The sequence below is a fragment of the Streptomyces maremycinicus genome, from assembly GCF_001184025.1.
Taxonomy (GTDB): domain Bacteria; phylum Actinomycetota; class Actinomycetes; order Streptomycetales; family Streptomycetaceae; genus Streptomyces; species Streptomyces maremycinicus.
The window spans coordinates 421,562-433,925 of the sequence record NZ_BBYG01000013.1 but is presented as its reverse complement, the minus strand read 5'-3'; the positions used below and the strand labels follow the sequence as shown (position 1 = coordinate 433,925).

Annotated in this window: 13 protein-coding genes; 7 read left to right on the top strand and 6 right to left on the bottom strand. The window is 74.0% G+C overall.

What is annotated here, in order from left to right:
* Window positions 1–61: 61 nt before the first annotated feature.
* The 3 genes from AOQ37_RS17560 to AOQ37_RS17550 all read left to right on the top strand — a co-directional run bounded on the left by AOQ37_RS17560 (window position 62) and on the right by AOQ37_RS17550 (window position 3,737).
* Window positions 62–1,189 (top strand): NADH:flavin oxidoreductase, encoded by a 1,128-nt coding sequence (locus AOQ37_RS17560; protein WP_062645466.1) that lies wholly within the window; start codon window positions 62–64, stop codon window positions 1,187–1,189.
* A gap of 28 nt (window positions 1,190–1,217) precedes the next feature.
* Window positions 1,218–2,072, top strand: a complete 855-nt coding sequence (locus AOQ37_RS17555) for a metallophosphoesterase family protein (RefSeq protein WP_062645601.1) — start codon at window positions 1,218–1,220, stop codon at window positions 2,070–2,072.
* 96 nt (window positions 2,073–2,168) lie between these two features.
* Window positions 2,169–3,737, top strand: a complete 1,569-nt coding sequence (locus AOQ37_RS17550; RefSeq protein WP_062645465.1) for a carboxylesterase/lipase family protein — start codon at window positions 2,169–2,171, stop codon at window positions 3,735–3,737.
* Here the strand turns inward: AOQ37_RS17550 and AOQ37_RS17545 are convergent.
* The gene (locus AOQ37_RS17545; protein ID WP_062645464.1) at window positions 3,734–4,309 is read right to left on the bottom strand and encodes a hypothetical protein; all 576 of its coding nucleotides are present in this window, start codon (window positions 4,307–4,309) and stop codon (window positions 3,734–3,736) included. The genes AOQ37_RS17550 and AOQ37_RS17545 overlap by 4 nt on opposite strands.
* A gap of 178 nt (window positions 4,310–4,487) precedes the next feature.
* Between AOQ37_RS17545 and AOQ37_RS17540 the strand changes: the two genes are divergently transcribed.
* On the top strand, window positions 4,488–6,050 hold the full coding sequence (locus AOQ37_RS17540; RefSeq protein ID WP_062645463.1) for a subtype B tannase: 1,563 nt from the start codon (window positions 4,488–4,490) through the stop codon (window positions 6,048–6,050).
* Window positions 6,051–6,072: 22 nt separating this feature from the next.
* Here the strand turns inward: AOQ37_RS17540 and AOQ37_RS17535 are convergent, their stop codons facing one another.
* Genes AOQ37_RS17535 through AOQ37_RS17525 form a run of 3 tightly spaced genes read right to left on the bottom strand, consistent with a single transcriptional unit; the run spans window position 6,073 to window position 9,423 of the window.
* Complete coding sequence (locus AOQ37_RS17535) at window positions 6,073–7,524, bottom strand: PTS transporter subunit EIIC (RefSeq protein ID WP_062645462.1); 1,452 nt, start codon at window positions 7,522–7,524, stop codon at window positions 6,073–6,075.
* A 16-nt stretch (window positions 7,525–7,540) separates the two neighbouring features.
* Window positions 7,541–8,476, bottom strand: coding sequence for an N-acetylmuramic acid 6-phosphate etherase (murQ, locus tag AOQ37_RS17530; protein WP_062645461.1), 936 nt, complete (start codon window positions 8,474–8,476; stop codon window positions 7,541–7,543).
* 53 nt (window positions 8,477–8,529) lie between these two features.
* Window positions 8,530–9,423 (bottom strand): MurR/RpiR family transcriptional regulator, encoded by an 894-nt coding sequence (locus AOQ37_RS17525; protein ID WP_062645460.1) that lies wholly within the window; start codon window positions 9,421–9,423, stop codon window positions 8,530–8,532.
* A 55-nt stretch (window positions 9,424–9,478) separates the two neighbouring features.
* On the opposite strand from AOQ37_RS17525, the gene AOQ37_RS17520 reads away from it, so the two are divergent.
* The gene (locus AOQ37_RS17520; RefSeq protein WP_054243915.1) at window positions 9,479–9,862 is read left to right on the top strand and encodes a DUF8819 family protein; all 384 of its coding nucleotides are present in this window, start codon (window positions 9,479–9,481) and stop codon (window positions 9,860–9,862) included.
* 7 nt (window positions 9,863–9,869) lie between these two features.
* Complete coding sequence (locus AOQ37_RS17515; protein WP_062645459.1) at window positions 9,870–10,136, top strand: DUF4031 domain-containing protein; 267 nt, start codon at window positions 9,870–9,872, stop codon at window positions 10,134–10,136.
* A gap of 105 nt (window positions 10,137–10,241) precedes the next feature.
* Here AOQ37_RS17515 and AOQ37_RS41350 read toward each other — a convergent pair whose 3' ends face one another.
* Window positions 10,242–10,754 (bottom strand): GNAT family N-acetyltransferase, encoded by a 513-nt coding sequence (locus AOQ37_RS41350; protein WP_062645458.1) that lies wholly within the window; start codon window positions 10,752–10,754, stop codon window positions 10,242–10,244.
* On the bottom strand, window positions 10,751–11,395 hold the full coding sequence (locus tag AOQ37_RS41345) for an HD domain-containing protein (RefSeq protein WP_062645457.1): 645 nt from the start codon (window positions 11,393–11,395) through the stop codon (window positions 10,751–10,753). Before AOQ37_RS41345 ends, AOQ37_RS41350 begins: the two co-directional genes overlap by 4 nt.
* Window positions 11,396–11,500: 105 nt before the next feature.
* Here AOQ37_RS41345 and AOQ37_RS17500 point away from each other — a divergent pair, with 105 nt between their 5' ends.
* The gene (locus AOQ37_RS17500; RefSeq protein ID WP_062645600.1) at window positions 11,501–12,223 is read left to right on the top strand and encodes a copper homeostasis protein CutC; all 723 of its coding nucleotides are present in this window, start codon (window positions 11,501–11,503) and stop codon (window positions 12,221–12,223) included.
* The last annotated feature ends 141 nt before the right edge of the window (window positions 12,224–12,364 follow it).

Genomic DNA, 12,364 nt, shown 5'->3' with positions numbered 1-12,364 from the left:
GGAGAGGCACTCAATGCGTGTGCACATACCCGTTGGTCTATCGTCCCGAGGAGCCCCCCACGTGAGCATCACCCCGCCCGCCGCTTCGCGCGCCGCCGAGATTCTCGCCCGCCCGGTGTCCATCAACGGACTCACCGTCCCGAACCGCATCGCCATGGCGCCCATGACGCGCATGTTCTCCCCGGGCGGCGTTCCCGGTGAGGACGTCGTGTCGTACTACGGCCGTCGGGCCGCCAACGGGGTCGGTCTCATCGTCACCGAGGGGACCTACGTCGGACACGAGTCCGCGGGGCAGAGCGACCGGGTGCCGCGGTTCCACGGCGCGGAGCAGCTCGCGGGCTGGGCGAAGGTGGCGGAGGCCGTGCACGCGGGCGGCGGGACGATCGTGCCGCAGCTGTGGCACATCGGGATGGTGCGAAACCAGGGTGAGCCGCCGTACGCGGACGCTCCCGCCGTCGGCCCGTCCGGTATCCGTGTCGACGGTACCGAGGGCACCGGCAAGGCGATGACCCAGCGCGACCTGGACGACGTCATCGGCGCGTTCGCCGAGGCCGCGGCCGCCGCCGAGCGCATCGGCTTCGACGGCGTCGAGATCCACGGCGCCCACGGTTACCTCCTGGACCAGTTCCTGTGGGCCGGCACCAACCGCCGCACCGACGCCTACGGCGGCGACGCCGTGGCCCGTGCGAAGTTCTCCGCCGAGGTCGTGGCCGCCGTCCGCGAGACCGTCTCGGCCGAGTTCCCGATCATCTTCCGCTACTCGCAGTGGAAGCAGGAGGCGTACGACGCCCGCCTCGCCGAGACACCGGAGGAGCTGGAGGCCATCCTCGCGCCGCTCGCCGCCGCCGGTGTCGACGCCTTCCACGCCTCCACCCGCCGCTACTGGCTCCCGGAGTTCGACGGTTCCGACCTCAACCTCGCGGGCTGGACGAAGAAGCTCACCGGCAGGACCGCCATCACGGTCGGCTCGGTCGGTCTCGACGGCGACTTCATCAAGGCCTTCGCGGGCGAGGGCTCCCCGGTCAAGGGCATCGACGACCTCCTCGACCGGCTGGAGCGCGACGAGTTCGACATGGTCGCCGTCGGGCGGGCGCTGCTCCAGGACCCGGAGTGGGCGGCCAAGGTGCTCGACGGCCGTCTCGACGAGCTGAAGCCGTACGACGCCGCCGCGCTGCGCACCCTCAGCTGAGCGTCAACTCGTGGGTATGGTCCGGGAGATGAGAATCCTCCATCTCTCGGACACCCATATCGGCCGCGTCGACGGGCCCGAGGGCCGTCGCGTCGACGCCGCCGACTCGCTGCGGCTGCTGCTCGGCGAACTGCGCCATCAGCGGGACGTGGACGCCGTCGTCGTCACCGGGGACCTCGCCGACGACGGCTCGGTGGACGCGTACACGACCGTACGGGAGCTGATCGGCGGCTTCGCGCGCTCCCTCGACGCGCCTGTCTTCTACACCACCGGCAACCACGACGAGCGGTCCGCCTTCACGAAGGTGCTGGGCAACGGCCACCCGGACGCCGTCCGTACCTTCCCCGGCGCCGAGCGGGCCGCCGTCAGCACGGTGGGCGGCCGGCGGTTCGTCACCCTCGACTCCCTGGTACCGGGCGAGGTGTACGGACGGCTCGGCGCGAGCCAACTGGATTGGCTGCGGGACGTGTTGAGCACCCCGGCCGAGCGGGGGACCGTCGTCGCCTTCCATCATCCCCCGATCAGCCTCGACCTCTCGGCGACCCAGCGGGTCTTCGGGCTGCGCGATCCGGAGGATCTGGCGGAGGTGATCCGGGGGAGCGACGTGCGCGTGCTGCTCACCGGGCACTTCCATCTCCAGCTCTTCGGACTGCTGGCCGCCGTGCCGGTGTGGGTGACGCCCGGGGTCGTCAACCGCATCGACCTGACCACCGCGCCCGGCACCGAGCGGGCGGTGCGGGGCGCCTCCGCGTCCCTCGTGGAACTGGACGGGGCGACGGGACCGATGTTCCACACCCTGCACGCACGGGATCCGCGGGCCCACGAGACGGTCTACGAGCTGGACGAGGAGCGGACCAGGGAGATCATCGCGCGGCACGGCTGAGGCGGCCGTCACCCACACGAGGGGTGACGGCCGCCTTCGGCACTTTCGCCGGTCACCGCCCGTTCCACGAGCAGCCGCCCTTTCGAGGAGTGATCAATGACGACGCCCGACCGCACCGACGCCACCGACCGGCTCGTCGCCCGCACCGCCGCCGGCCCGGTACGAGGCCGCCGCGAGGGGGACCTCACGGTCTTCCGCGGTATCCCCTTCGCCGCGCCGCCCGTCGGAGAGGCCCGCTTCCAGGCCCCCCGCCCGCCCCTGCCGTGGGACGGCATACGGGAGGCGTTCGCCTTCGGCCCGCCGCCCCCGCAGGAGGCGGGCATCCAGGGCCGGGCGGGGATCCTGGAGGCGCCGACCGGTGACGACTGGCTGACGGTCAACGTCTGGACACCGGACACGCGGCCGGACCCGTCGGCCGCCCGGCCGGTGATGGTGTGGATCTACGGCGGTGCCTACAAGCTCGGCCACTCCGGCAGCCCCGGCTACGACGCACAGCACCTCGCCCGCGCCGGTGACCTGGTCATCGTCACCTTCAACTACCGGGTCGGCATAGAGGGGTTCGCGCGGATGGAGGGCGCGCCCGCCAACCGGGGGCTGTTGGACCAGGTCGCCGCGCTGGAGTGGGTGCGGGACAACATCACGGCGTTCGGCGGCGACCCCGGCCGGGTGACCGTCTTCGGCGAGTCCGCGGGCGCCGGTTCGGTGGCCGCGCTGCTGGCCATGCCGAGCGCCCGAGGCCTGTTCGGGCGGGCCGTCGCGCAGAGCGTGCCCGGCACCTACTTCTCCGACGAACTGGCCCGCGACCTCGCGGGCGCGATCGCCGCGGAGGCGGGTCTGCGCCCCACGGCCGCCGACCTGGCCACGGTGGACCCGCGCACGCTGACCGAGGCCGGTGCGGCGCTGGGCGCGAAGATGGCGCAGCGGGTGGACCGGTGGGGGCAGGTCGCGCCCACGGTCACCCCGTTCTCCCCGGTGGTCGACGGCGAGATCCTGCCGACGACGCCCTGGCGGGCGCTGGCGGCGGGCGCCGCCCGGGACATCGAGCTGATCGTCGGTCACAACGCGCAGGAGTTCCGGCTGTTCCTCGTCCTGGGCGGCCTGCTCGACAAGGTGACGGAGGAACAGGCGGCGACCGTGCTGCGGCTGTTCGCGCCGGGCGGGGGAGCGGAGGGCGCACAGGCCTACCGGTCGGCCTTCCCGGACGCGGACGCGGGCGAGCTGTACGAGAGGGTGCAGTCGGACTGGCTGTTCCACATACCCTCCCTGCGCCTGGCCGAGGCGCAGGTGGCGGGCGGCGGCCGGGCCCATGTCTACGAGCTGGCCTGGCCCGCCCCGGGAGCCGGCGGTGCCCTGGGCGCGTGCCATGGCCTGGACATCCCGCTGCTGTTCGGCACCTACGCGGCGGACCTCGGGAACCTGCTGTTCGCGGGGGCGGAGGTGACGGACGAGGCCCGTGCCCTGACGGCGGCCTTCCAGCGGTCGTGGTCGTCCTTCGCGCGCACGGGAGACCCGGGCTGGCCGGCGTGGGACCCGGAGCGCAGGCTGGTCCAGGTGCTGGACGCGGAGCCGGAGGTGCGCCCTTACCCGGAGGAGACCTCCCGCCGGCTGTGGGAGGGCCATGACTTCCCGCCACTGCCGCTGCTGGACGGGAGCAGCCCGGCCTAGAGGTTGCCGAGGGGTTCGATGTCGACCTTCACCGGGGTGCCCCAGATCCTCAGCACCTCGTAGTCGGTGAACTCGTGCACCAGGCGGTAGGCCATCGCGGGCCGGGAGCCGCGGCGCAGGGCGGCGATGTAGAGCTCGGCCTCGCGGCGGTCGCGGCGCGGGGTCCCGCAGAGCTGCCACTCCTGGCCGGTCCACAGCTCCGCCAGCCAGCGCTGCTGGGGCTGCGGGCGGTCGGCGCGGGTGCCGTAACGGGAGGTGGAGGGCGTGGGGGTGGCGTAGGACGCCTGCGGGGCGGGGCCGTTGAACTCGGCGCGGCGGGCCGCCCGGCGGCGGGTCTCGCAGAGCAGGCACAGGTCGGGGGCCGCCTCGTCGACCGGGCCGTGCGGGTGCTCGGCGCAGCGGGTGGTGGGCGTGGCGCCGACGACGCTGTCGTCCAGCAGGTCCAGCGCACGCCGCAGATCGGCCTTGACCTCGTGCAGCCGGGCGTCCGGGGTGTCGGCGTTGAGCGCCTCGCCGTGCTCGCCGAGGAGTCGGAGGGCACGGCCGAGCGCGGTGAGCTGGGCGTGGTTCATGGCTCCAAGGGTAGGGCGGGCGCGGCGGGTGACGGCTCTCGGCCAAACTGCGCCCCCGAGCTGTGATTGTTGACAATTTCGGTGACGATTCAGTGGTGGCGGTGGTAGCAAGGGGCGACGGCAAGAGCTGCCTACTCAAGAGACGGATGTGAAGCGAGTGAAGCGCAGGACTGTGGTCATGGGGCTCACCGCGGCAGGAGCCGTGCCCGCCCTCGGGTTCGCCCCGGAGGCCGCCGCGGCCGCGAAGGCCGGGACGGCAGGGAACGGCGGGGCGGTCGGGGACGGCGGGACGGCCGGGGCGGTCGGGAAGGGCGGGGCTTCCGTCGGCTCCGGGGCGGCGGCCGACGCCTCCCTGGTCTTCGACCCCACCGCCTACACCGAGCAGACCATCGGCATCAAGGACACCACCGGCATCACGCACAGCGTGACCTACCGCTTCTTCAAGGTCGCCAGTTACGTGGCCGCGCCGGTGAACGCGGCCTACCAGTCCTTGAACGTCAGCGTTCCCGTGTCCATCGACGGCACGGCGGTGGACGCCTCCGACGCGCCCGTCCTCCTGGCCAACGCCGTCGGCGGTTACATGCCGTCCTCCGTCGCGAACGCCACCGGGATCAGCGCGTCCGGGATGGGCGGCGGCACCAGCCGGCAGGGGCTGGCGCTGGCCGCCGGGTACGTCGTCGTGGAGCCCGGGGCCCGCGGCCGTAGCCTCGTCGACGCGAACGGCACGTACTACGGCACGGCGCCCGCCGCGATCGTCGACCTCAAGGCGGCCGTGCGGTACCTGAAATTCAACAAGGGCCGCGTGCCCGGCGACGTCGAGCGGATCGTCTCCTCGGGCGTCAGCGCCGGGGGCGCCCTCTCCGCGCTGCTCGGTGCCTCCGGCGACAGCCCGCTGTACGACCCCTACCTCGCGGAGATCGGCGCGGCGGACGCCTCCGACGCCGTCTTCGCCAGCGGCGACTGGTGCCCCATCACCGACCTGGAGCACGCCGACGCCGCCTACGAGTGGTGCTGGGGCGCCAACCCGCTCGCCTCCGGCGCCACGGTCGACGCGACGGTCTCCGCCGACCTGAAGGCACAGTTCACGGCCTACCTGGCGGCCCTGAAACTGCGCGCCAAGGGCTACGGCGCCCTCACCGCCCGCAACCTGGACGCCTACCTGCTGGAGACCTTCCTCCAGCCCTCCGCCACCGCGTACCTGGCGGCCCTGACCGACACCGCCCGCGCCACCTACCTCGCCGCCCACCCCTTCATCACCTGGTCCGCGGGCAAGGCCACCTTCACCTGGGCGGACTTCCTCACCCATGTCGGCGCCCGCAAGAAGAACGCCCCCTCCTTCGACGGTTTCGACCTGTCCACGCCCGAGTGCAACCTCTTCGGCACCGGCACCACCAAGGCCCGCCACTTCACGCTCTACAGCCTCCGGCACGAGGCCGGCGACAGCGCCCGGCCGGACGCCGACCTCCCCGCCAAGCTGCACCTGATGAACCCGATGTACCACCTGGTCGACAAGGTCAACCCGCACCGGGCGAAGCACTGGTGGATACGGCTCGGCACGAAGGACAGCGACACCTCGCTGTCCGTGGCCGCCAACCTCGCCACCCGCCTGACCAGCCTCGGCGACGACGTCGACGCGTTCTACTACTGGGACGCCGGCCACGGCGCCGACCTCGACCCGGCCGAGTTCATCGGCTGGATCGGCAAGGTGTCCGGCCACCCGGGCCACCGCGCCCGGAAGTAGCGGCGCGGCGGCACCCGCCCGGTCAGGGCGCGGACGGCGGCCGCGCTTCCACCCGCCGCCCGCGCCCCTCAGCCGTTCCGGCCCCGGCCGCCGTGTCGCGTGGCGTCCGCAGTCCGCCGAAGGCGTAGGTCGCGGCGAAGCCGACCGCGTACCCGGTCAGCAGGCCGCCCGCGTAGACCGCCGCCGCCAGGCCCGGCCCCCGGTTTCCAGCCAGCAGCGGGAACAGGGCCCAGCCGGAGGGGCCGATCGCCGTCGTCCCCACCCGGTCGCCGAGCATCGCGAAGAAGCCGACGAAGGCCCCGCCGGCCGCCCCGCCGGCGCAGGCGGTCAGGAAGGGGCGGCCCAGCGGGAGCGACACCCCGTAGATCAGGGGCTCCCCGACGCCCAGCAGCCCGGCCGGGAGCGCCGACCTGATCGTCGTCCGGATCGACGTGTCGTGGCGCAGCCGGACGTACACCGCCAGCGCCGCGCCGACCTGGCCCGCGCCCGCCATCGCCAGGACGGGCAGCAGCACCGTGTAGCCCTGCTGGTCGATGAGGGTGGTGTGGATGGGGATGAGGGCCTGGTGCAGGCCGAGCATCACGAGCGGCAGGAAGAGGCCGCCGAGCACCAGCCCGGCGAAGGCGCCCGTCGTCGCCAGCAGCCAGTCCGCCGCCGTGCCGATGGCCGAGGACACCGCTCCGGCCGCGTACATCAGGCCGTACAGCGTGCCGAGCCCGGCGACGAGCACCGTCAGGGTCGGGGTGAGGAGTACGTCCAGCGCCTCCGGGACCCGGCCGCGGCACCACTTCTCGACGCGGGTCGCGAGGAGGGCGGCGGCCAGCGCGCCGAGGACCCCGCCCTGGCCGGGGGCGAGGGTCACCCCGAACGCCGTCACCTTCGCGACCCCCGGGTGGACGACGATCGCGGCGACCGCGCCGCCCAGGACCGGGGTCCCGCCGAACTCCTTCGCGGTGTTGAGGCCGACGAAGACGGCGATCAGCGCCATGAAGGCGGAGGCGACGGCGGTCAGGGCGGGGCTGAGGCCCGGCAGCCACCCGGCGTTGAGCAGCAGGCCGTTGACCCCGGCGAGGACACCGCAGCCGATCAGGGCGGGGATCAGCGGGACGAACACGGCGGCCAGCCGGCGCAGGGCGATCTTGACCGGGGTGGCGTTGCCCCTGCGCCGGGCCTCCCGCAACCCGGCCCCGCGCGCTCCGAGTTCGTCGGCGGTGGACGGCCGGGCGAGCAGCCGCTCGAAGTCGGCCGTCACCCGCGTCACCACGCCCGGTCCGAGGACCACCTGGTAGGAGCCGTCGTCCACGACGACCCCGAGCACCCCGGGCACCGCCCGCAGCGCCTCCTCGTCCGCGCGGGACGGATCGGCGAGGCCCAGCCGCAGCCGGGTCATGCAGTGGGCGACGGACGAGACGTTCGCCGGGCCGCCCACCAGGGGCAGGATCGCGGCGGCTGTGGAGGAGGAGTCGATGCGCACTCCCCGAGCGTGCGGCTCAGCCGCTCGCCGCACCGAGCGCGGCGCGCAGATGTCCCCCGGACTCCTCCAGAAGGCGGGCGGCCGCCGGTCCGTCCACCCCGGCCAGCAGGGCGAGGATCGCGTTCTTCACCTCGCCGTCGGTCGCCGCGAGGGCGGCCTCGATCTCCGGCTCGTCCGCGCCGGTCGCCAGCGCCACGATCCGCCGTGACCGGGCGCGCAGCTTCTCGTTCGAGGCACGGACGTCGACCATCAGGTTCCCGTACGTCTTGCCCAGCCGGATCATCGTGATCGTCGAGATCATGTTCAGCACCAGCTTCTGCGCGGTGCCCGCCTTCAGCCGGGTGGAGCCGGTGAGCAGTTCGGGACCCACGACCACCTCGATCCCGTGCTCGGCGGCGGCGGCCAGCGCGCTGCCCGGGTTGCAGGCCAGCCCGACGGTCAGGGCGCCCCGGGCCCGGGCGTACCGCACGGCGCCGACGGCGTACGGGGTGCGCCCGGAGGCGGAGACGCCGACCACGGTGTCGTCGGGGGTGAGCCCGAGGGCGGCCAGGTCCGCTTCGGCGAGTTCCGCGGAGTCCTCGGCGCCCTCGACGGAGGTGACCACGGCCGACGGGCCGCCCGCGATCAGCCCGACGACCTGGCCGGGCGCGGTGTTGAACGTCGGCGGGCACTCGGAGGCGTCGAGCACCCCGAGCCGCCCGGCGGTGCCGGCACCGGCGTAGACCAGCCGCCCGCCGCGGGCCATGCGCGCGGCGACGGCGTCGATGACGGCGGAGATCTGCGGCAGCCGCGCTCCGACGGCGGTGGGGACCTCGGTGTCCTCCGCGTTCATGAGCCGGGCGATGTCGAGGGTGGGGAGCCGGTCGATCTCGGCGAGATCGGAGCGGAACGCTTCGGTGGTGAGGGTTTCGAGCGCGGCGCGCAGCTCACTGGGGTCGGGCTGGGAGGTCATCTGACGTGGCTCTTTCCGGTGCGGGTCGGGACAACTGTCTGCACCTCCACGGTCTACCGGTGCCGGTGCGCCAACGCCTCGTACGACGCGGCCAACGCCGGCGCGGCCGTCGCGTAGGTGCGCTGGGCCACCCCCACGAACAGACAGTCGACCACCAGCAGCTGACTCGTCCGGGACGACATCGCCGCAGGGCGCAGCTCGCTCTCCCGCGCGGTCGAGGTGGCCAGCACATGGTCGGCGTACTGGGTCACCGCGCTCTTCGGCCGTCCGGTGAGGGCGACGGTGGTGGCGCCGCGCTCGAACGCCACCCGCAGCGGTTCGATGACGTCCCGCGTGGCACCGGAGTGCGTGACGGCGATCGCGAGGTCACCGGCGGACAGCTGGACCGCGGTGGTCACCGCGAGGTGGGTGTCGCTGTGGGCGTGCGCGACCAGCCCTATCCGCAGGAGCTTCTGGGCGAGATCCTGGGCGACGAGCCCGGACGCCCCGACGCCGTACACGTCGATGCGCCGTGCGGCCGCCGCGGCCGTGACGGCCGCCTCGAGTTGGCCGGTGTCGAGGGCGGCGGCGGTGTCGGCGAGCGTCTGCCGTTCGTCGTGGGCGAGTTTGGCGACCACGTCCGCCAGTGGGTCGTCGACCGTGATGTCGGTGGTGAGGGCGGGCGCCCGCCCGGACCGCTGGTGCGCCGCCAGTCCGGCGAGGGCGAGCCGCAGGTCGCGGTAGCCGGGGTAGCCGAGGAGCCGGGCGGTGCGTACGACGGTCGCCTCACTGGTGCCGGTGCGTTCGGCGAGGCCGGTGACGGTGAGGGCGGCACAGCCCGCCGGGTCGGTCGCGACGGCTTCGGCGACGCGCCGCATGGAGCGGGTCAGGGAAGGGGCCAGCGTGCGGACCTTGGCGGCGAGGCCGGCGGGATCGGGACTGAAGGTTTCCTTCACGGCCTTGGTCACGTCTGAAAGCTATTTTCTGTTCGGGCTCGGGGTCAAGCGTGCGCACAATGGGGGCATGGACCCCATCAGCCCCCTGGAACAGGCGTTGCACACGGCACGCGCCCTCGTGCTGGCCGATCTGGCCTCGGGCGAGGTCGCCGCGGCGGATGTGGTGTCGCTGGTCGAGGACTCCGTGGTGCAGCGGCGCTGGTGGGTCGAGCAGTGGCCGGACGGCGTGGCGTACGTGGCGGGGCTGGTGGCGCAGGACGTACAGGACGCGCTGCTGGAGCGGTACGGGCGCTGGCCCATCTGCCCGGTCTGCGGCTCCGGTGACCCGCACGCCCTCGAGGTGGAGCCCGAACTCGGCCCCGACCCGCACTGGGTGTGTCACAAGGCGGGCGTCAAGGTCGCCTCGGTCGGCTCGCTGGGGCCGGCCCTGGGAGGCGGTCCGTCCTCGTGAGGCTCTCGTGACCGTCTACATCGACCCGCCGGACTGGCCGGGGCACGGCCGTATGTGGTCCCACCTCGTCAGCGATGTCTCCTACGGAGAACTGCACGTCTTCGCGGAGGGGTTGGGCGTCCCGCGGCGCGCCTTCGAACGCGATCACTACGACATCCCGTCGCATCGCTACGCCGAGGTGGTGGCGGCCGGCGCGGTCGAGGTGACCAGCCGCGAGGTGGTGCGCCTGCTGACGGCCTCCGGCCTGCGCAGACGCAAGCGCGCCGGACGGTAGGCCGGACGACGGGGGCGGACCCGACGAGAAGGCATGGCGCGCGTGGGCAGGGGGCGGGCGTGCCGGGCGCGTGCGCGGGGCGGGCGTGCGGGGCGGCGGGCCGCGTCAGGTGCCGGGGCGGACCGGGCCGCGCAGTTCGTACGCGTCCTCCTCGTCGCCTTCGCCGACCTTGACGAACCCGGCCCGTTCCAGCACGCCGCGGGAGGCGGAGTTGGCGTGCCCGACGACCGCGAAGAGGCGGCTCACGTCGTCCCGCGCCAGCGCCCAGGCGGCCAGCGCGCGCAGCGCCTCGGTCGCGTAGCCGTGGCCCCGGGCCGCCTCGACCAGGTCGTAGCCGATCTCCGTGCGGCCGTCCTCGTCGGGAGCGGCGTGGAAGCTCACGCTGCCGACGGCCCGGCCGTCCTCCTGCCGTACCAGGACGTAGAGGCCGAACTCCGGCCGGTGCACGCCGGACACGAACGCCTTCGCGATCATCCCGGCGGCGTCCCGGGTCCCCTCGAACGGTTCGCCCCCGAGCCAGGTGAAGCCCCCGCCGCCGCCCGCCCGCAGTCCGGCGGCGGCGCTGGGCGAGACGCCCTCGAGGACGAGGCGTCCGGCGGGGATGCGCGCGGTGGTCACGAGGTGAGCAGTTCCAGCTCGCCCCGCAGGTTGTAGCGAGCCGTGGCCTCCCACCGCTCGCTCCCGTACGGAGTCCTGAACAGCCTCGGCAGGTCGAGGAGTTGGCGCAGGATGTCGGCCCGGCCGGCCCGGAAGGCGTCGTTGGGGACGAAGTGGTACTCCTCGCGGACGGCGGCGGTGTAGGCGGCGTACGCGGTCGGCGGCGCGGCGAGGATCGCGAGGTCGGCGTCGCACAGCACCTGGCCGTCGAGGTCGTCGTCGGCCGGATCGTGGGTGACCGTGAGCCGGACGAGCCGCGCGACCTCGGCGGTCCGCTCCGGTGACACGCCCGCCTCGGGCAGGGCGCGCTCGGCGAGGCGGGCGGAACGCTCCTCGTTCTCGGACCGGTCGGGCAGATAGACGGCGTCGTGGAACCAGGCCGCCAGCCGCACCACGTCCGGGTCGGCGGCGTGCTCGGCGAGCACGTCCACGCGGTCGAGGACCTCGGTCAGGTGGGTGAGCGTGTGGTAGCGGCGCTGCGGTTCCTGCCAGCGGGCGAGCAGGTCGTCGGAGTAGGGCCCCGGGTCGGGACCACCGGCCGGGCCCCGGGTCCTGTCCAGGGTGTGGCTGAAACGGTTGCGCAGGGCGTCGAGATCGGCCATGGCCCCATTGTCGCGCGTGCGGCAGGGGTTCTCCGGCGTATTCTTGAATTGGACTAGACCTATAGCCGCCCGGTGGGGCCGATGAACGCCGACGAATGGGGTGCCATGAGCAAGCGTGCAGTTCTGGAGGTGATCGCCCTCGACGCCGAGGACGCGGTCGCCGCCCAGACCGGAGGCGCGGACCGCCTCGAGCTGGTCACCGACATGGCCGCCGACGGGCTCACCCCGCCGGTCGCGGTCTTCGCCGGGATCCGGGCCGCCGTCGACCTCTCCCTGCGCGTGATGCTCAGACGCTCCGCGGGCTTCGCGGCGGGTCCCGCCGAGGAGGTCGACTCCCTCGTCCGGGTCGCCGGCGCACTGCGGGCGGCCGGTGCGGACGAGTTCGTGCTCGGGTTCCTCGACGCGGAGGGCGGGGTGGACCTGGCCGCGGTGGAGCGGGTCGTCGCCGAGCTGGACGGCTGCCGCTGGACCTTCCACCGCGCCCTCGACCACGCCGGTGACCGCGACGCCCTGCGCAAGCAGCTCGACGGTCTGCCCGGCCTGGACACCTACCTCACGGCCGGTGCCGCCGCCGGCGTCGACACCGGCCTGCCCGTCCTGCTCGCGGAGGCGGCCCGGCAGGGCGAGCAGGGGTATGAGCAGCAGCTCCTCGTCGGTGGCGGGCTGCGCCTCGACCACGTGCCGCTGCTGAGGGCCGGCGGCGTCGACGCCTTCCACATCGGCGGCGCGGCCCGGCCCGACGGCTGGGCCGGTCCCGTGGCGGCGGCGGCCGTCGCGGAGTGGCGCCGGGCAGTGGACGGCGAGCAGCCCGAGCGGCAGCCCGCGTGACCGGACAGGTGGTCAGCCGGTGAGGCGGGCCGGAAGACGGCCGACCAGCCACAGAGGCCGGCCGGACGGACGGGAGCCGGCCGGACAGGCGGAAGCCGGCCGGACAGGCGGACAGCCGGAGAGCCGGGCAGCCGGACCGTC

What these genes read in the sequence shown, in the direction of transcription:
- AOQ37_RS41345 (WP_062645457.1), bottom strand. Translation starts at nt 11,395, where the DNA reads ATGGCCGATCTCGACGCCCTGCGCAACCGTTTCAGCCACACCCTGGAC.
- murQ (WP_062645461.1), bottom strand. Translation starts at nt 8,476, where the DNA reads ATGACCTCCCAGCCCGACCCCAGTGAGCTGCGCGCCGCGCTCGAAACC.
- AOQ37_RS17540 (WP_062645463.1), top strand. Translation starts at nt 4,488, where the DNA reads ATGGGGCTCACCGCGGCAGGAGCCGTGCCCGCCCTCGGGTTCGCCCCG.
- AOQ37_RS17555 (WP_062645601.1), top strand. Translation starts at nt 1,218, where the DNA reads ATGAGAATCCTCCATCTCTCGGACACCCATATCGGCCGCGTCGACGGG.
- AOQ37_RS17520 (WP_054243915.1), top strand. Translation starts at nt 9,479, where the DNA reads ATGGACCCCATCAGCCCCCTGGAACAGGCGTTGCACACGGCACGCGCC.
- AOQ37_RS17550 (WP_062645465.1), top strand. Translation starts at nt 2,169, where the DNA reads ATGACGACGCCCGACCGCACCGACGCCACCGACCGGCTCGTCGCCCGC.
- AOQ37_RS17545 (WP_062645464.1), bottom strand. Translation starts at nt 4,309, where the DNA reads ATGAACCACGCCCAGCTCACCGCGCTCGGCCGTGCCCTCCGACTCCTC.
- AOQ37_RS17500 (WP_062645600.1), top strand. Translation starts at nt 11,501, where the DNA reads ATGAGCAAGCGTGCAGTTCTGGAGGTGATCGCCCTCGACGCCGAGGAC.